The organism is Brevibacterium sediminis (genome assembly GCF_024895295.1).
GTDB lineage: Bacteria > Actinomycetota > Actinomycetes > Actinomycetales > Brevibacteriaceae > Brevibacterium > Brevibacterium sediminis.
Map to the genome: position 1 here is coordinate 144,572 of NZ_JAHQRN010000002.1, position 18,144 is coordinate 162,715.

Below are 18,144 nucleotides of genomic sequence, written 5' to 3' on the forward strand. Positions count from 1 at the left end.
ACTCATCCTACACAACCCGCCCTGCCCCAGAACTACCTGACGGCGGCCCAGCAACCTCGCGCGAGGTTGCTGGGCCGCCGTCAGGTAGCAATTAGGAGGTGAGGGTGGCGGCGAGCTCATGGAAGTCGCGGCTCGGGTTGCCGAAGCGGTGCAGGGTCATCGACACCGCCTGCTCCTGCACGTAGTACCGCAGCTCCACCCGCCCCGAGGTGGTCACCGGCTCATCGATGATCGCGACCTCCGGGCGAGGCGCGGCCGCAGCCAGCAGTTCGTCCTCGAACCGACCGAGGACGCGGATGCGGGCACCCACCGTGTCGTCGTAGCGACCCTGTCCGACCATCTCGGCGAACAGATCCGCCGACTCCGTGCGGGCGGGGACACCGGCGTTCGTCACGGCGATCTTCACCTCGGCGGGCACATCCTCGGCGACGGACAGCTGCACCGTCGACCCCACCGTGGTGGCGGCGTGGAGGGAGCGTTCGAGATCGAACAGGCTCGCCTGGGCAGTGACGCGCAAGGTGACCGGCCGAGGACGGTAGCGGAAGATGTTCGCCTCCGCGCGCAGTCCCGTATGGTCCTTCGCCGCACCGAATTCGGCCTCGAACCAGCGCTTGTCATCGGCCTTGGCCGCCTCGAGATTCTGGCTGCCGGCATCGGCGAAGTGGCCGAAGAGCATGAGATAGTTCGGCCCGCCGGCCTTCGAACCCAGGCCGACCGAGGACTGCTTCCAGCCGCCGAACGACTGCCGACGCACGATCGCACCGGTGATTCCGCGGTTGACGTAGGCATTGCCGACCTCGACGCGGTCGAGCCAGGTGGTGACCTCCTCGGGGTCGAGGGAATGGATGCCGCCGGTGAGGCCGAAGTCCACGGCGTTCTGGAACTCGATGGCCTCATCGAGGTCCTTGGCATGCATGAGACCGAGCACCGGACCGAAGACCTCGGTGAGGTGGAAGAAGGAACCGGGCTTGACCCCGTCCTTGATACCCGGGCTCCACAGACGACCCGAATCGTCGAGCTGCTTGGGCTCGAGCAGCCAGGATTCTCCAGGTTCGAGCGACGTCAGCGCCCGACGCAGCTTGTCCGAGGGATCCTCGGTCAGCGGACCCATGGTCGATGCGAGATTCGACGGCCAGTCGACGACCATCGACGAGGCGGCATCGATGAGCTGGCGACGGTAGCGCTCGGAATCGTAGGTCGAACCGACCATGATGCCCAACGAGGCGGCCGAGCACTTCTGTCCGGCATGTCCGAAGGCCGAATACACGAGGTCGGCCATGGCGAGGTCTCGGTCCGCCGCCGGGGTGATGACCAGGGCGTTCTTGCCCGAGGTCTCTGCATTGACGTGGAGTTCGGGTCGGAAGGACTTGAACATCGCTGCGGTCTCCGACGCACCGGTGAGGATGACCCGGTCGACGTCGGGATGCGAGACGAGGTGCTGGCCGAGGTCCCGCTCGACCGGGGCGCACAGCTGCAGCACGTCCTTGGGCACGCCGGCCTGCCACAGGCAGTCGATGATGAGCGCCGAACAGTGCGGGGTCGGCTTCGACGGCTTGTGGATGACAGCAGATCCCGCCGCCAGCGCCGCCACGGTGCCGCCGGTGGGAATGGCCACCGGGAAGTTCCACGGGGGAGTGATGACGACCATCTCATCGGGAGTGAAGGTCGCGCCCTCAATGTTCTCGAGCTCGAGCGAATTCAGCGCGTAGTAGCGGATGAAGTCGATGGCCTCGGACACCTCGGGATCGGACTGCGACGGCATCTTGCCGACCTCCGCGGCCTCGACGGCGATGAACTCGCCGCGACGGGCAGCGAAGATGTCCGCGGCGCGGTGGAGGATCTCGGCGCGACCGGCGGCGCCGAGGGCCCGCCAGTCGGCAGCCGCGGCGCGACCGCGGGCGATCATCTCATCGAGCTCGTCCGTGGATTCGACCTTGGGCGCGTTCGGACGATCGTCGAGGTAGCCGGGGGCGGTCGCCTCGGCGATGATGCTGCGCACCCACTCCTGGTTGGCCGGAAGGGACGGGTCGGTGTCGGGTTCATTGAAGAACTGGGTCGGCACCACGGTCTCGCCGAGTGTTTCGGTCGACCGGTTCTGGTGGCGGTTCGGGGCCGGTGCGGTCTCACCCTCGGTGTCGAGGATCGATTCGAGCTGGTCGACCGAGGCGGTGAACCGGTCGGCTTCGCGCTTGAACACGTCGTTGCCGTTGGCGAGGTCGAAGATGCCGGACATGAAGTTCTCGGACGCAGAGTTCTCTTCAAGCCTGCGCACGAGGTAGGAGATCGCGACGTCGAACTCCTTCGGATGAACGGCCGGAACGTAGAGGAGGAGGTCTCCGACGTCCTCGGTCACGGCGGCGGCCTGCTCGCTGGCCATACCCTGGAGCATCTCGAACTCGACGCGGTCGGTCACGGAGCGTTCGACGGAGAGGTGGTGGGCGAAGGCGATGTCGAAGAGGTTGTGCCCGGCCACGCCGATGCGCAGCCCCTTCATCCGCTCCGGGGTGAACAGCCAGTGCAGGACTCGCTTGTAGTTCGCGTCCGTGGACTGCTTCGAATCGCACGTCGTTGCAGGCCAGCCCGCGATTTCGGCGTGCACGGTCTCCATCGCCAGGTTCGCGCCCTTGACGAGGCGGACCTTGATCCCGACTCCGCCGTTCTCGACACGGCGGGAAGCGAATTCGCTCAGCCGCTGCACCGCTCCGAGCGCATCGGGCTGGTAGGCCTGGATGACGATTCCGGCCTCGAGATCCTTGAATTCCGGTTCGGAGAGCAGTCGCGTGAACACCGCGATCGTCAACTCGAGGTCCTGGTACTCCTCCATGTCGAGGTTGACGAACTTCGCGCCGGTCGGGGCCTTCGCGGCCTGCTGGTAGAGCGGACGGAGGCGGTCGACGACATAGTCGACGGTCTCGTCGAAGGCCCACATCGAGATCTGCGAGGCCACGGAGGAGACCTTCACCGACACGTAGTCGACATCGTCGCGGGCGAGCAGCCGGTGGGTCTGCTCCAAGTGATTGTCGGCTTCGCCGTCACCGAGCACGGCCTCGCCGAGGAGGTTGATGTTGAGCCGGTGACCGTCGGCGGTGAGGGCGGCGACGGTCTTGCCGAACTGCTTGTCCCGGGCGTCGACGACCATGTGGCCGACCATCTGACGCAGGCGAGTGCGGGCGGCGGGCACGACGACCTGCGGGGCGATCTTGGCCAGTGCGGCACCGGCCTTGATCTGCGCGCGGTCGAGGTACGACATCGTCTCAGGTGCCAGCTTGCCGACCTCGGCCAAGGCGTCGGCGGCGGCGTGGACGTCGTCTGTGCGCACGACCCGATCGACGAACCCGACGGTGAAGTCGAGGCCGTTGTCGTCGGAGAGGACGGCGGAGAGGCGTTCGGCCGCGGGGTTCTTCGCCGTGGTCATCGACGTCGACACTCGCAGCCACCGGCGGACGGTGTCGATCGACTGGGCAGTGAGCGTGGCGAGGTCGGTTTCGGTGTGCAGCAACTGTGCTCCTTCGGTGCTCGGATTCGGTGCTCTCACGCGTCGGCGCTGACCGTGGAACCTGGGTGTGAGATCAGTATGCGCCGCCGAAATCCGGGGGTGAAGAGGTGTAGTCGACCGCTGTGAATGTTTGAGTCAGAAGTTCTAGAATGGAGGGATGTATTCCGCTGAGTTCCGGCGTGACGCCGTGGCGCTGCTGACGACGTCGACCCTCGCCGAGGCGGCCGCGCGCACGGGAGCATCGCCGTCGACCCTGCGTCGTTGGGCGAGCCGATCCGACCTCGCGGATCGTCCCCGCAGCGGCCGCCCGCCGATCCAGGAGACCGCTGACCGGGTCGTCGAAGCACTCGTTGCCACCGCGGGGGCCAGGATCTCCGGACGGGACTATTCGACTCGTGCCCTGGCCGAGGCGACGGGGTTGAGTCAGAGCATCGTCTCCCGGTCGGTGCGGGCGCTGACGGTCCCCGTCGCCGAGGTGGCCGGTGCCTCGGAGCTCATCCTCGCGGCCAGCGGGTTTCCCCTCGTCATCGTCGGCGTTCGCAGGAACGATGCAGGTGGGGGCGGAGATCGTGGAGAATCCGCGACGATTGTGCCGCCTCGGCGAATTCAGCGGCGCATCGCGGGAATCACCGCGGCCCTGCGCACCGCGGGCGTCGGGCGGTGGGCGCAGCGTTTCGACAGCGAGCATCGGCAGGTGCCAACCGCCGAACTGCTCGCCCTGCTCGACGGTGATGGTGACTTCCTCGTGTTCGACCCCCTCGGCGAGGTTCCTGACGATCTCTCCGGCGGGGCGGGAGTCCGGGTGAGGGCGTGCGCGGATTTCGACGATTTCGTCACCGCCCTCAAGACCCGCCTCGGCGAGTGTCAGGACATTCCCGGGGCCCTGCTCGATCTGCTTGCCGACCGCGTCCGGAACGGACTCGAAGGTGTGCTGTGGTGGGAATCGGCTCCGTATGAGCCTCAGAGAAGTTCCATTACTTCTGACTCAATGGAGATATCCTCGTGGCTGCCGAAGGAGACCCGATCGATCACCGAGCATCTGGCGATCGCGCTGCGCGAGGAGATCATCGACTCCGGATATGAGCCGGGGGACCGGATCAATCCGCGCCTGCTCTCCCGCCGAATGCAGGTGCCCAGGGCCTCGGTCGATGCGGCGCTGCGAAGGATGGTCGACGACAAACTGCTCGACGGATCCCGCGGCGGCGCGCGGATTCCTTTGATCACGACCGTCGACGTGCTCGACCTCTACGCCGCGCGCATGGCCATCGGGGAGGTTGTGCTCAGGTCCCTGGCCCTGCGTCCGCAGCGCTACCTCGTGCCCGTGCAGCTGGCCCTGCGACAGGTCGAAGCCTCGGCGCCGACGCGCAGCGGAATCGACGTCGAGGACGCCGACCTCCACTTCCAACAGGAGCTGGCCCGTGCTTCGGGCCCGCGGGAATCGGCCCGTGCCTTCGAAGCCCTGACTCTGCGGCTGCGCCTGTTCATCTCCATCTTGCAGCTCGACTATTCTCCGGCCAGCGACCGAATCGTCAGCGACGATCGGGCCATGTTCCGTGCACTCAGCCGGACCGATGCGAAGACGGCGATCGAGGTCTGGCGCGGCAAGGTCGACAATGCGGTGAGACATATGGCCGGTCTGCTGGGCAGGCGGCGCTTCGACCAGGAACTGTGGACCCAGCTGACCCGCAGCCTCGGGTGAGTACGGAAGCCGGGACCCGCCTCGGCGGAGGTCGTGGTCTATATTTGTGCCGTGGAGACTTTGGTTGTGGGCGTGGCCGGCGGAACCGGCAGCGGAAAGACGACGCTGACTCAGGCGCTGTTGGACAAGTGCGAAGGACCGCCGTCCGTGCTCTTCCACGACAACTACTACAAGCGGCGCGACGAGCTCACCTACGAGGAGCGCGAGAAGGTCAACTACGACGATCTCGACGCCTTCGACAACGACCTCTTCGTCGACCATCTCACCGCGCTGCGGAACTCCGAGGCGGTCGACAGCCCCGTCTACGACTTCTCGATCCACAACCGCAGCGACGAGACGACGCGCGTCGAACCCGCGCCGGTCATCATCGTCGAAGGCATCCTCATCTTCGCCGAACCGCGCATCTGCCGGCTGCTCGACATTAAGCTCTTCGTCGACACCGACGCCGATGTGCGTCTGCTGCGCCGGATCAAACGCGATGTCGTCGACCGTGGGCGTACCCTGCAGTCGGTGGAGGACCAGTACTTGGGCACGGTCAAGCCGATGCACGAACTCTACGTCGAGCCGTCGAAGCGCAATGCCGACCTCATTATCCCCGACGGCGGCCACAACATCGTCGCTATGGACATGATTCTCAACCGCATCCAGCGCGGAGTCGGCTGAGGCTGAAATAGGGTCTGACCTGGCCGTATTGGGTCATTCGGGGCCGTTCGCGAAGTCGTGTCAGTGCCGACGGGTACCGTTTTCATATGGACGTCGACCCCGCACGGGAACCAGCGCCGGTTCCGGATCCGCTGACCGAGATCACTCGGTTCGGTGAGCTCCTGCGCGGTCTTGACCCGGGTGGCACCGAGGCTGAGACACTCGAGCGGATCACTGCGCTCGAGGAGCTCAAGTCTGCCGTCGTCGCCGCACAGTCGCGGGAGGCAGTGGCGTTCGAAGCGCTGCGCATCGAGCGGGACCGGCACAACAGGGTGCCCGCGATCGACTGCGGAAAACGTGCCGGAGACGAGGTCGGGCTGGCGAAGAAGGTCTCGCCCGGATCGGGGCGGAAGTTCCTCAGCACCGCCCGCTCGATCGTCATCGGGATGCCCAATACCTTCAAAGCCCTGTCCAAGGGGGAGATCTCCGAGGACAAGGCGCGCATCATGGTCGATGAGACCGCGGTCCTTGCCGCCGCCGATCGGCGCAAGGTGGACACGCGGATGAAGCGCAGTCTGGAACCGTCCGGGTTGCGCAGCCTGCGCGCCGAAGTGCGTGCGCTCAGTGCGGAGATGGACGCCGAGGCGGCTGCGAAGCGGGCAGCGAAAGCTGAGTCCAATCGTCGTGTGAATCTGACCGTGATCGATGACGGGATGGCCAGGATCTCTGCGATCCTGCCGCTGGCTCAGGCCGTCGCCGCCTATGAGAGTCTCCGGGCCGGAGCCGAGTCGATCACTGCCGCCGGTGACGCAGGCGGACGGAATCGCCAGCAGGTGCTCGCCGACACCTTCGTCGAACGATTGAGCGGCCAAACGAGTGCGACGGCGGTGCCTGCGGAGATCCATGTGCTCGTCGAGGCCGAATCCCTGCTCTCGGACGGCCTCGTGCCCGCCTGGCTGCCCGGGTTCGGACCGCTGCCGGCGCAGACGGCACGGAAGTTCATCGCCGCGAACGAAGCAAAGATGTTCATCAGCCGGATCTTCACCCGTCCCGACGACGGGCAGTTGGTGGGGATGGATGCGAAGAGTCGGGAGTTCACCGGCCGACTGCGGCAGATGATCACCTTCCGCGACGATGTGTGCCGGACACCGTGGTGCGACGCCCCGATCCGGCATGCCGATCATGCCCTTCCCGTTGCCGCTGGCGGAGCCACCACCTGGGAGAACGGTTCAGGACTGTGTGCATCCTGCAATTACGCGAAGGAACATCCCGGGTGGAAGCATGAGGCCACAGCGGACGGGCTGCGCGTCACCACGCCGAGCGGACGATCCTACGAGGTGACTACGCCCGCGGTGGTCCGCCGCATGCGGTTCCCGCGTCCCGAAGCGGTGTCCGAACCGGGTGGTTCGCCGCCGGGGCCGGATTGGCGGCAGACCTTCTCCCGTTTCCTCGAACCCGATAGGGATGAGGCCAGGAGAGTGGTCGGGAAAGACCAACCGCAAGAGGCAGCTCAGCCGGACCCGCCGGTCGAATACCAGACGATCGAACCGAAGTGCGTGCTGCCCGAGCAGCTGCCACCGCGCTATTGCACCCGTGCCGAGAAGATCGCCGGTTGGCGCAGCCGCAATTCGCACCGACGACCGAGTGCACAGGACTGCAACGGCAGCCCGGTCGAAAGGCAATTGGTTCGGATGGTGTTCGGGCCCGACTGAGCCGCGTGTCGGATCTGGAACATCGCGGGAACACCTGTCACACGGACACTGCAGAGAATCGTAGTTATGGACAGGGCGGGTAAGAGCGGCAGCACACGACTGACGACGGCGCGGGGGCGAAGTCTCAACCTCGTGGCGCGTGTGCTCCCATTAGGGGCGGTGGCCTGCTGGGTGATCACGATCTTCGTGCCGGTCCTCGACAGCGGAGGCCCCGGATCGATGCAGATCCGCGTGACGTCTCTCGGTTTCTCGCCGATCGATATGAACGACCTTGACGAGGTCTACCTCGTGCTCTGGATCGTCATCCTCACCGGCGCGTTCACTGCTTGGCTGCTGTCAGCGTCGAAGTGGTGGTCGATCGCGGCCATCGTTCTGGGCACGGTTCTGGGACTGCGACTCCTGCAGATGGTCGCCGATCCGCCGATCATGATGTGGGACGGCCAGACGGCCGACGGCATGCCCACAGGAGGCATGGAGGTCGCCTACCCGGCGGCAGGGTTCGGCCTCTGGGTACTCGGCAGCCTGCTGTTCTTCGCCGCCGGCATCTGCGGTCTGGTCGCAGCCTCCCAACAGGACCACCACCGTCGTGAACGGATCAAACGCTGCATGTCGAAGCGTCATGGTCCCGCCGGGTGAGGCTCGATCCGGCCGACTGCTTGTGCGATTCGCGCAAGCGCTGTCACTGTCAGCTCTCTGTCTGTGGATCGTCATGCTGTGGGTTCCAGTGGCTGCCAGCCCTGAGGACACGTCGGAAGAGCCGCAGCCGCCGCGCATCATCGTCACTGCTCTCGGCGGACCGCCGTTCGACCTCGATGAGGCTCGGGGCTCGATGGTCCTGGTCGCCGCCGGCGTTCTCATATGTGCGGCTGCTTCGCCCCTGCTCACCGTCAGGTCTCGGCCCGATTCGCACCCGTGGCCGGACGTCGTCGGGCGCCTATGGTCGGTGGGAAATTTCTTTCTGAGCGTCTGCGTCTTCCTCGTATCGGCCGACATGTTGGCCAATATGCCGACGATCATGTGGGACGCCGTCGATGATCGCGGACGCCCGGTCTTCGGGATAGTCGTCGCCGAACCGGCGCTGGGCGCAGTCCTTTGGGCTATCGGGGGCCTCAGTCTGCTGGCCGCGGGAGTCTGCGGCCTCCTCGGCGAGGTCAGGCGGAGGAAGACAGCACCCGCTCACTTCGCAAACGCCAGAATCACCCCGTGGCCCCACGGGAACCGAACACATCGCCTCGCACAGCGGCTGCCGTGGGTCGCGCTCGCCTGCTGGGTGCTGATGATCTGGGTGCCGCTCTTCGACAGCGGCGACCATGGTGATGATCGATTGACGGTGACATCGTTCGGACGGGTACCCTTCGATCTCGCCGACCTCACCCCGGGTGTCATCCTGCCCTGGGTGGTCGTTCTCGCCTGCGCAGCGACCGCGAAACGGTTCGACACCTTTGCCCACTGGCCTCTTTTGTCGGTGGCAGTCGGAGTCGGTCTGTTCATCCAGCAGGTGACTATGGTCATCGATCTTCCGCGAGAGCGCGTCGAAAGCACCGACGCCGCCGGTGAAACGCTCAGTGCCATTATCGTCGGGTATCCGTCAGCAGGTCATTATCTCTGGACGATCGGCTGCTGGGCACTCATCGCCGCAGGCATCTGCGGACTCCTCAGCGATCGACGGCGGATCGACCGGCAGATGCAGAGGCAGGCACAGCGTCCGACGAAAAAGATCAACCGCAGACGCCAACGCAAGCTGCAGCAGTGGGCCCGGCTGCTTCCGTTCACCGCGGTCGGAGTGTGGACCGTGACTGTCTTCGTCCCCGTCGTCGACAGCTTCAACGACGACGGTCCGCGCATTCGAGTGACTTCACTGGGAGAATGGACGATTGATGACGGCGGTGACGTCGATCTGTTCTTCCTGATCATCTGGGCACTCGTGGTCGCCATCGCCGCGCTCGGGGCCGCCTTCGCCCCTGCCCGCTGGTGGGACGTGACAGCTGTGATCATCGCAGCACTCATCGTCCTGGTCCTCTTCAGCTACCTCGCCAGTCCTCCGGTGCTGATGTGGGACGGGCAGCTGCCTGACGGAACACCGACCGGAGGGATGGAAGTCGGTCGCCCGTCGTTCGGCTTCGGGCTGTGGCTCATCGGCGCCGCAGCCCTCGTCGCAGCTGGGATCTGCGGACTCCTCACGCAGACCAAATGCGTCCGGCCAGCAGTCCAGGGACCACCAGCCGGAGGCGTTTGAGAACAGAATCGTTCCGAAATCACTTCACGGGTTCGAAGACTCCCGCGAAATAGTCGCCGATCTCGGTATGTGCGTCCAAGGGGAAGACGCCAGAGACATACTGGTCGGGTCGGACCACGACGACGGCACCATCGCGGCTGATCTCACGGGCTTCGAAGATGTCCTCGTCGGGCAGGGTCGCGTAGATCTTCTCCACGTATTCGAGGTCAAAGGCACCGATATTCGGACGGAATACCTTCGGCACATCGGGGAACGCGAACTCCTTGTGCTCCTGCTGGTAGATGACGCTGAGCTCGACGAGCGCATCGAGGTCCTCACCCTCCCTGCGGTAAGCGACCAGGGGAGAGGCCTGATCCGATTCGAGCCACGCAGCCAGAGCTGCCACCTTCGACTCACCGCCCGAGTTGCCAGCACTGCCGTCGACGACCGGAGCGGCCCGATCGGCGAAGACATAGACCCTCCAGCGACCGTCGGCGCGGGCCTCATGTCCGAGGTGGATGAAGTTCGCATCGCAGCTGCGCTTGACCCGAGCCGACTTGAACCGCTTGCCGATCGGGAATCCGGCCGCGAGCTCCTGATGAGTCGTCGGCGTCGTGATCATCGACTCCGTGTACTCGGTCATGAACCCTGCCGGGAACTCCGCGGTCTTGACGTAGAAGTCCTCGAGGTAGGTCTTGTCCGGCAGCTCCTCCTGCGGAGTCGCCATGAGCGTCGACCATTCCTTGTCGAATTCGATGAGGTTCTTCGCCGCCACCTGACGTTCGGCCGAATAGGTGCGCAGCAGTTCCGTCGACGACCGTCCGGAGATGACCTGGCCGAGCTTCCACGCGATGTTGAAGCCGTCCTGCATCGACACGTTCATTCCCTGACCGGCTTTCGCCGAGTGAGTGTGGCAGGCATCGCCGGTGATGAACACGCGCGGACACTGAGAATCGGGCGCGGTCTCGTCGGTGTCGTCGAAGGCATCGGTGAGCCGGTGCCCGACCTCGTAGACCGAATGCCAGGCCACGTTCTTCACATCGATGCTGTAGGGCGAGATGATCGCATTCGCCCGGCGGATGATCTCGTCGATGCTCGTCGACCGCACCTTGCGCGCATCATCCTCGGGCACCTCGCCGAGATCGACGTACATCCGGAACAGATGCCCGCCCTCGCGGGGGATGTGGAGGATGTTTCCGTGCTTCGACGAGATCGCGCACTTGGTGCGGATATCGGGGAAATCGGAATTCGCGAGCACATCCATCACGCCCCAGGCGTGATTGGCCTGGTCACCGGACATCGTCCGTCCGATCGACGATCGGACCTTCGACCGGGCACCGTCGCAGCCGACGACGTAGCCGGCGCGGATGGTGCGTTCCTCCCCGGCGCGCTCGCCGGCCGTGTAGCGGACGGTGACCGATACCGGATGGTCCTTCGCCGAGGCGGCCGCGGCGTCCTGGTCGACCGCGAGGTCGACGAATTCGATCCCATAGTCGGGTGTGATCTTGCCGGGGGACTGGGCTGCGAACTGGGCGAAGTAGTCGAGCACGCGTGCCTGGTTGACGATGAGGTGGGGGAATTCGCTGATGCCGTGCTCGTCATCCTTGGGCCGACCGGTGCGGATGATGTTCTCGGGGTCCTCCGGATCCGGATTCCAGAACGCCATCTCGGTGATGTGATAGCCCTCGCGCATGATCTCCTCGGCGAAGCCGAACGCCTGGAAGGTCTCGACAGAACGGGCCTGGATGCCGTCGGCCTGACCGATGACCAGCCGCGAATCGCGCTTCTCGATCATCCGAGTGTTCACGTGCGGGTACTGCGACAGCTGTGCCGCCGCGATCATCCCCGCAGGGCCGCTGCCGACGATGAGGACATCGACTTCATCGGGCAGATCATCTGCGCGCTCGATCCCGTAGCCAGCGGCTTCCTCGATCCGCGGGTCCGCGGACACGTAGCCGTTCTGATGGAAATGCATGTCAACCTCCGGTTCGTGACACGTCGTCGTGATGTTTGAATGCTATCAGTTCATATACGATCCGGTGTCGGCGGGGTGGTGCCGATCACCGTCATCGCTGGTCAGCTGCGGCGACCCGATTCCGATGATCGGGCTCACTGACTGCTCGTCCTCGTGGTCTGGACCGAGCGGAATGCCGGTGCGATCACGCAGCAGCAGAGTCGCGGCGAGGGCGAGCACGGCGACGACGCCCAGGTACACCGCCACCGAGGCGGTCGTTCCCGTCGATGACACGAGCCCCTTCGCGATCGTCGGAGCAAAGGCGCCGCCGAGGATCGACCCGATCGCATAGGACACCGAGACCCCGGAGAAGCGGACGCTGGAGGGGAACAGCTCGGCGTACATCGCCGGCTGCTGACCGTAGGTGAAGCCCAGACCGACGGTGAGGACGACGAGACCGAGCAGGAGCATGCCCACCGAGCCGGTGTTGACCAGCGGGAACAGAGAGAAGATACCCGCGAACAGGAGGATCCAGCCGAGGATGTAGGTGTTCCGGCGTCCGATCCTGTCCGAGACGGCTCCCGCGATGATCGTGAAGACCAGCCAGGACACCGCCGAGGCGGCGACGGCCCAGAGCACGGGACCGCGTTCGAGGCCGATGGGTCCGGTCGGATCTGTGGCGTAGTTCTGGATGTATCCGCCGGTGGTCATGTACCCGGCGGCGTTGTTGCCCGTGAACACGAGGGAGGCGAGGATGACGAGCAGCCAATGGCTCTTGATGAGCTTGCCCAGCGGGTTCGTGACCTGTTCCTTGCGCTCGGCGATCTCGTGGAAGACCGGGGATTCCTCGACTCCGCGGCGGATCCAGTAGCCGACGAAGACGAGCACGATGGAGAGGAAGAACGGAACCCGCCAGCCCCATTCGAGGAAGGCATCGCCCGGGGCGATCGAGGTCATCAGGGCGAGCACGCCCGAGGACAGCAGAAGGCCGATGGACACCCCGATCTGCGGGAAGGAACCGCGCAGTCCGCGTGACTTCTCATCAGCGTGTTCGACGGCGAGCAGAACGGCTCCGCCCCATTCTCCGCCGGCCGAGATTCCCTGGACGATGCGCAGTGCGATGAGCAGGATCGGAGCCAGGACGCCCGCGGTTTCGAAGGTCGGCAGGAAGCCGATGAGCGCGGTCGCGGCACCCATGGCGATGAGGGTGATGATGAGGACCACCCGGCGGCCGAGCTTGTCACCGAAATGTCCGGCGAGGAATGCGCCCAGAGGGCGGAAGAGGAAGCTGATCCCGACCGTCGCGAAGGCGACCATGGTCGAGAGCGTCGATCCGAGCGGGCCGAAGAAGAGCTCGTTGAAGATCAGTCCCGAGGCCGCCGCGTAGAGGAAATAGTCGTACCACTCGATGCTCGTGCCGACGATCGTCGCGAATGCCACCCGGGTCTGAGTGTGCTTCTGTGCTGCCATGACTCCTGTGTCCTGTCGTGCGTCCCGACCACGTTCTCTGTGGCCTGGATTACTTGTTCCCGGGAACCGTATCATATACGATCTGTGGTGAAGCCAATCGAAATGAGGTGTGAGATCGATGTCGACTCCAGCAGGTGTTCCGACCCGTCCGGGCAAGATCATTGCCGTTCATGTGGCCTACGAGTCCCGTGCGGCACAACGAGGAAAGCGCCCCGCCCAGCCGTCATACTTCCTCAAGGCGGCCAGCTCCGTCGCCGCCACCGGCCAGACCATCGAACGCCCCGCCGGCACCTCGCTGCTCGCCTTCGAAGGTGAGGTCGCCATCGTCATTGGCACCGCCGCCCGCAACGTCACCGAGGCCGAGGCCTGGTCGTATGTCGCCGGCGTGACCGCGTCGAACGACTTCGGCCTCTACGACATGAAGACCCCGGACAAGGGATCGAACGTGCGCTCGAAGAGCCGCGACGGATACACCCCGCTGGGCCCCGAACTCATCCCCGCCGCCGAGGCGGCCCCCGACTCCCTGCGCCTGCGCACCTGGGTCAACGGCGAGGTCGTCCAGGACGACGGCACGCGAGCCGATCAGCTCATCTTCACCCTCCCGCGCATCGTCGCGGACCTCAGCCAGCACCTCACCCTCGAGCCCGGCGACGTCATCCTCACCGGCACCCCTGCCGGATCCTCCGTCGTCGCCCCCGGTGACACGGTCGAGGTCGAGGTCACGGCCGCCTCGGCGAACGGCGAAGAACTGAGCTCCGGACGACTGACCACCACAGTCGTCGACGGCCCCGGGGACTTCGACGAGCAACTCGGCAGTCTGCCCGCAGTGAACGAAGCACTCACCGTCGACGCCTGGGGCTCACGCGAAGCCGCCGGACTCGCCCCGGAGGGTGATGCCGATGAAACTGCCGCGACGGCACTCGGCGATGACCTCGTCGCCAAACTCACCGAGGCTCCGACCGCGGGCCTGTCGGCTCAGCTGCGGTCGCGCGGACTCAACAATGTCGTCATCGAAGGCGTGGCCCCGCTGAAGCCGGGCGCGAAGATCGTCGGCACCGCGAAGACGCTGCGCTTCGTGCCCAACCGCGAAGATCTGTTCAAATCCCACGGCGGCGGTTTCAACGCCCAGAAGCAGGCCTTCGACTCGATCCGCTCCGGCGAGGTCGTCGTCATCGAGGCCCGCGGCGAATCCGGTTCGGGCACCCTCGGTGACATCCTCGCCCTGCGTGCGAAGTCGCTCGGCGCCGCCGGCGTCGTCACCGACGGGGGAGTCCGTGACTCCGCCGAGGTGGCCGAGATCCTGCCCGTGTTCTCCACCGCGAAGCATCCCGCCGTGCTCGGCCGCAAGCACGTGCCGTGGGAATCGGACGTGGCTGTGGCCTGCGGAAATGCCACCGTCCTGCCCGGCGATGTCATCGTCGCCGATGACGACGGAGCTATCGTCATCCCTCGTGACCTCGTCGAGGAAGTCGTCGACGCGGCACTGGCGAAGGAGATCGAGGACGGCTGGGTGGCCAAACAGGTCGCCGCCGGCAATCCGATCGAAGAGCTCTTCCCGCCCAAGGGCGAATGGAAGGCGAAATTCGACGAGTGGAAGGCCTCACGGTGACTGCGACTGCGTCCCTGAGCAAGGCCGAGACCGCCTATCGGTGGATCCGCGAACGCGTCGCCGACCAGACCTATCAGCCCGGGCACAAGCTCGTGCTTGCGCAGATCGCACTCGAACTCGACACCTCAGTGGTGCCGGTGCGCGAGGCCATCCGCCGCCTGGAAGCCGACGGGCTCGTGACCTTCGAGCGCAATGTCGGGGCTCGTGTGGCCATGGTCGACCAAGGGTCCTACACCCAGTCGATGGAAACGGTTGCGATCCTCGAGGCCGCGGCCGTCGCCCAAGCACAGGGCCACCTCGGTGCCGATGATCTCGATGCCGCGGAGCAGATCAACGATCGGATGCGGGCTCTGCTCGATGATTTCGAGCCGGCCGAGTTCACCCGGCTCAACCACGAGTTCCACGAAATGCTCTACCGGCGCTGCCCGAACGAGCGGCTGTGCACCCTCGTCGAACTCGAGTGGGACCGGCTCAACCACCTGCGGGATTCGACGTTCTCCTTCGTCCCCGAACGGGCGCTCGAGTCGGTGGAGGAACACTCCCGCATCGTCGCCCTCATCCGGGCTCGCGCCTCGGCGCAGGAGGTCGAACGGGCCGTGCGCGAGCACCGCTCGGCCACTCTGCACAGCTTCCAGAACTCCCAGACGACCACAGCCCCAACCACGGATTTGCAGACAGATTCACGAAAGGACAAGTCATGACACAGTCCACCACCCCGCCGGCAGATATGCCGGAGAAGATCCGCCACTACATCGGCGGAGAATTCGTCGACTCCATCGACGGAGACGAATTCGATGTCCTCAACCCGGTGACGAACGAGCCCTACATCAAGGCCGCCTCGGGCAAGAAGGCCGATATCGAAGCCGCCGTCGCAGCGGCGAAGACGGCCTTCGATGAGGGCCCATGGCCGCGGATGCTCCCGCGTGAGCGTGCCCGCATCCTCAACAAGATCGCCGATATCGTCGAATCCCGCAAGGACGAACTCGCCGCCATGGAGTCCTTCGACTCCGGACTGCCGATCACCCAGGCCAAGGGCCAGGCGGCGCGCGCGGCGGAGAACTTCCGTTTCTTCGCCGACCTCATCGTCGCCCAGGTCGACGACGCCTTCAAGGTCCCCGGCCGCCAGGCGAACTACGTCAACCGCAAGCCCATCGGCGTGGCCGGACTCATCACCCCGTGGAACACCCCGTTCATGCTCGAGTCCTGGAAGCTGGGACCGGCGATCGCGACCGGCAACACCGTCGTGCTCAAGCCCGCAGAGTTCACCCCGCTCTCGGCCTCCCTGTGGCCGGGCATCTTCGAAGAGGCCGGCCTGCCCACCGGTGTGTTCAACATGGTCAACGGCTTCGGCGAGGAGGGCTTCGCCGGCGACTCGCTCGTCAAGCACCCCGACGTGCCGCTCATCTCCTTCACCGGTGAGTCGAAGACCGGCCAGACGATCTTCGCCAACGCCGCCCCCTGGCTCAAGGGCCTGTCGATGGAGCTCGGCGGAAAGTCCCCGGCTGTGGTCTTCGCCGATGCGGACATCGAGGCTGCCGTCAACGCCACGATCTTCGGTGTCTTCTCCCTCAACGGGGAGCGCTGCACCGCCGGTTCGCGCATCCTCGTCGAGCAGTCGATCTACGACGAATTCGTCGAGCGCTACGCCGCCCAGGCCAAGCGCGTGAAGGTCGGTCTGCCGTCGGATCCCGCCACCGAGGTGGCTGCGCTCGTCCACCCCGAGCACTATGAGAAGGTCATGTCCTACGTCGAGATCGGCAAGTCCGAGGCCCGCCTCGTCGCCGGCGGCGGACGCCCCGAAGGATTCGAGACCGGAAACTTCGTCCAGCCGACCGTGTTCGCCGATGTGAAGCCCGACGCGCGGATCTTCCAGGAGGAGATCTTCGGCCCCGTCGTTGCGATCACCCCGTTCTCCTCCGACGAGGAGGCCCTGGAGTTGGCGAACAATACGAAGTACGGTCTGGCCGCCTATATCTGGACCTCGGACCTCAAGCGCGCCCACAACTTCTCCCAGGCCGTGGAGTCGGGAATGGTGTGGCTGAACTCGAACAACGTCCGCGACCTGCGCACCCCCTTCGGCGGCGTCAAGGCCTCGGGACTCGGCCACGAGGGCGGCTACCGGTCGATCGACTTCTACACGGAACAGCAGTCCGTGCACATCAACCTCGGCGAGGTCCACAACCCCGTCTTCGGAAAGCAGTGAGCCAGCCATGACCAAACGCACTGATATGACCCGGACCTCGGCCGGCTATTTCGTCAGCCAGGAGACGGGCATCTCCACCGACAACCCCGTCGCCACGCCGCAGGCGAGCCCGCCCGACATCCTCCGCTGTGCCTACATGGAACTCGTCGTCACCGACCTCGCCGCGTCGCGGGAGTTCTACGTCGACGTACTCGGACTCTATGTCACCGAAGAGGACGAGAACACGCTCTACCTGCGCTCGACGGAGGAGTTCATCCACCACAACCTCGTCCTGCGCAAGGGCGAGGTCGCCGCCGTGGCTGCGTTCTCCTACCGGGTGCGCAGCCCGGAAGAGCTCGACAGGGCCGTGGCCTTCTACACGGAACTCGGCTGCGATGTCCGTCGCAACCCCGACGGGTTCGTCAAGGGCGTGGGCGACTCCGTGCGCGTGGTCGACCCCCTCGGCTTCCCATACGAGTTCTTCTACCAGTCCGATCACGTCGAACGCATGTCGTGGCGCTACGACCTGCACATTCCCGGCGAACTCGTCCGCCTCGACCACTTCAACCAGGTCACCCCGGATGTGCCGCGGGCGGTGAAGTACATGCAGGACCTCGGCTTCCGTGTTACGGAGGACATCCAGGACGAGGAAGGCACGGTCTATGCCGCGTGGATGCGCCGCAAGGCCACCGTCCACGACACAGCGATGACCGGCGGAGACGGGCCGCGCATGCACCATGTCTGCTTCGCCACGCACGAGAAGCACAACATCCTCTCCATCTGCGACAAGCTCGGGGCCCTGCGCCGATCCGACTCGATCGAACGCGGACCCGGCCGCCACGGTGTCTCGAACGCGTTCTACCTCTACCTGCGCGACCCCGATGGTCACCGCGTCGAGGTGTACACGCAGGACTACTACACCGGCGACCCGGACAACCCGGTCATCACGTGGGACGTCCACGACAATCAGCGCCGCGACTGGTGGGGCAACCCCGTCGTGCCGTCCTGGTACACGGACGCCTCCCTCGTCCTCGATCTCGACGGCAACCCGCAGCCCGTGCATGCCCGCACGGACGATTCGGAGATGGCCGTGACGATCGGTGCCGACGGGTTCTCCTACACCCGCGCAGATGAGAACGAGGGCAAGCTGGGCAACCAGCTCTGA

12 protein-coding genes are annotated in these 18,144 nt (G+C 65.5%); 9 read left to right on the forward strand and 3 right to left on the reverse strand.

Annotation, left to right across the window (positions count from 1 at the left end):
- Window positions 1-91 precede the first annotated feature (91 nt).
- On the reverse strand, window positions 92-3,499 hold the full coding sequence (locus tag KTJ89_RS05035; RefSeq protein WP_259356971.1) for a bifunctional proline dehydrogenase/L-glutamate gamma-semialdehyde dehydrogenase: 3,408 nt from the start codon (window positions 3,497-3,499) through the stop codon (window positions 92-94).
- Between the two features lie 154 nt (window positions 3,500-3,653).
- Here KTJ89_RS05035 and KTJ89_RS05040 point away from each other — a divergent pair, with 154 nt between their 5' ends.
- From KTJ89_RS05040 to KTJ89_RS05060, 5 genes are all read left to right on the forward strand, one after another.
- Complete coding sequence (locus KTJ89_RS05040) at window positions 3,654-5,195, forward strand: FCD domain-containing protein (protein WP_259356972.1); 1,542 nt, start codon at window positions 3,654-3,656, stop codon at window positions 5,193-5,195.
- 51 nt (window positions 5,196-5,246) lie between these two features.
- Window positions 5,247-5,858 carry a uridine kinase gene (gene udk / locus KTJ89_RS05045; protein WP_139469259.1) on the forward strand — a complete coding sequence of 204 codons (612 nt, stop codon included), beginning with the start codon at window positions 5,247-5,249 and terminating at the stop codon, window positions 5,856-5,858.
- A gap of 86 nt (window positions 5,859-5,944) precedes the next feature.
- Window positions 5,945-7,549: an HNH endonuclease gene (locus KTJ89_RS05050; protein ID WP_259356973.1), complete on the forward strand. Its 1,605-nt coding sequence runs from the start codon at window positions 5,945-5,947 to the stop codon at window positions 7,547-7,549.
- A 132-nt stretch (window positions 7,550-7,681) separates the two neighbouring features.
- Window positions 7,682-8,185, forward strand: coding sequence for a hypothetical protein (locus KTJ89_RS05055; RefSeq protein ID WP_259356974.1), 504 nt, complete (start codon window positions 7,682-7,684; stop codon window positions 8,183-8,185).
- A gap of 73 nt (window positions 8,186-8,258) precedes the next feature.
- Window positions 8,259-9,785, forward strand: a complete 1,527-nt coding sequence (locus KTJ89_RS05060; RefSeq protein WP_259356975.1) for a hypothetical protein — start codon at window positions 8,259-8,261, stop codon at window positions 9,783-9,785.
- Between the two features lie 19 nt (window positions 9,786-9,804).
- On the opposite strand, the gene KTJ89_RS05065 is transcribed toward KTJ89_RS05060, so the two are convergent.
- Both KTJ89_RS05065 and KTJ89_RS05070 read right to left on the reverse strand, forming a co-directional pair.
- Window positions 9,805-11,739 (reverse strand): FAD-binding monooxygenase, encoded by a 1,935-nt coding sequence (locus KTJ89_RS05065; protein ID WP_259356976.1) that lies wholly within the window; start codon window positions 11,737-11,739, stop codon window positions 9,805-9,807.
- Between the two features lie 45 nt (window positions 11,740-11,784).
- On the reverse strand, window positions 11,785-13,188 hold the full coding sequence (locus KTJ89_RS05070) for an MFS transporter (protein WP_259356977.1): 1,404 nt from the start codon (window positions 13,186-13,188) through the stop codon (window positions 11,785-11,787).
- Window positions 13,189-13,306: 118 nt separating this feature from the next.
- Here KTJ89_RS05070 and KTJ89_RS05075 point away from each other — a divergent pair, with 118 nt between their 5' ends.
- From KTJ89_RS05075 to hpaD, 4 genes are read left to right on the forward strand one after another with little or no spacing between them, the layout of a single operon-like run.
- Window positions 13,307-14,797, forward strand: coding sequence for a fumarylacetoacetate hydrolase family protein (locus KTJ89_RS05075; protein ID WP_259356978.1), 1,491 nt, complete (start codon window positions 13,307-13,309; stop codon window positions 14,795-14,797).
- Complete coding sequence (locus KTJ89_RS05080; RefSeq protein WP_139469271.1) at window positions 14,758-15,498, forward strand: GntR family transcriptional regulator; 741 nt, start codon at window positions 14,758-14,760, stop codon at window positions 15,496-15,498. Before KTJ89_RS05075 ends, KTJ89_RS05080 begins: the two co-directional genes overlap by 40 nt.
- On the forward strand, window positions 15,495-17,000 hold the full coding sequence (gene hpaE / locus KTJ89_RS05085) for a 5-carboxymethyl-2-hydroxymuconate semialdehyde dehydrogenase (protein WP_139907095.1): 1,506 nt from the start codon (window positions 15,495-15,497) through the stop codon (window positions 16,998-17,000). Before KTJ89_RS05080 ends, hpaE begins: the two co-directional genes overlap by 4 nt.
- Before the next feature lie 7 nt (window positions 17,001-17,007).
- Window positions 17,008-18,144 carry a 3,4-dihydroxyphenylacetate 2,3-dioxygenase gene (gene hpaD, locus KTJ89_RS05090; protein WP_259356979.1) on the forward strand — a complete coding sequence of 379 codons (1,137 nt, stop codon included), beginning with the start codon at window positions 17,008-17,010 and terminating at the stop codon, window positions 18,142-18,144.

What these genes read in the sequence shown, in the direction of transcription:
- KTJ89_RS05050 (WP_259356973.1), top strand. Translation starts at nt 5,945, where the DNA reads ATGGACGTCGACCCCGCACGGGAACCAGCGCCGGTTCCGGATCCGCTG.
- hpaD (WP_259356979.1), top strand. Translation starts at nt 17,008, where the DNA reads ATGACCAAACGCACTGATATGACCCGGACCTCGGCCGGCTATTTCGTC.
- KTJ89_RS05060 (WP_259356975.1), top strand. Translation starts at nt 8,259, where the DNA reads ATGCTGTGGGTTCCAGTGGCTGCCAGCCCTGAGGACACGTCGGAAGAG.
- hpaE (WP_139907095.1), top strand. Translation starts at nt 15,495, where the DNA reads ATGACACAGTCCACCACCCCGCCGGCAGATATGCCGGAGAAGATCCGC.
- KTJ89_RS05070 (WP_259356977.1), bottom strand. Translation starts at nt 13,188, where the DNA reads ATGGCAGCACAGAAGCACACTCAGACCCGGGTGGCATTCGCGACGATC.
- KTJ89_RS05075 (WP_259356978.1), top strand. Translation starts at nt 13,307, where the DNA reads ATGTCGACTCCAGCAGGTGTTCCGACCCGTCCGGGCAAGATCATTGCC.
- KTJ89_RS05040 (WP_259356972.1), top strand. Translation starts at nt 3,654, where the DNA reads ATGTATTCCGCTGAGTTCCGGCGTGACGCCGTGGCGCTGCTGACGACG.
- KTJ89_RS05080 (WP_139469271.1), top strand. Translation starts at nt 14,758, where the DNA reads ATGGAAGGCGAAATTCGACGAGTGGAAGGCCTCACGGTGACTGCGACT.
- KTJ89_RS05065 (WP_259356976.1), bottom strand. Translation starts at nt 11,739, where the DNA reads ATGCATTTCCATCAGAACGGCTACGTGTCCGCGGACCCGCGGATCGAG.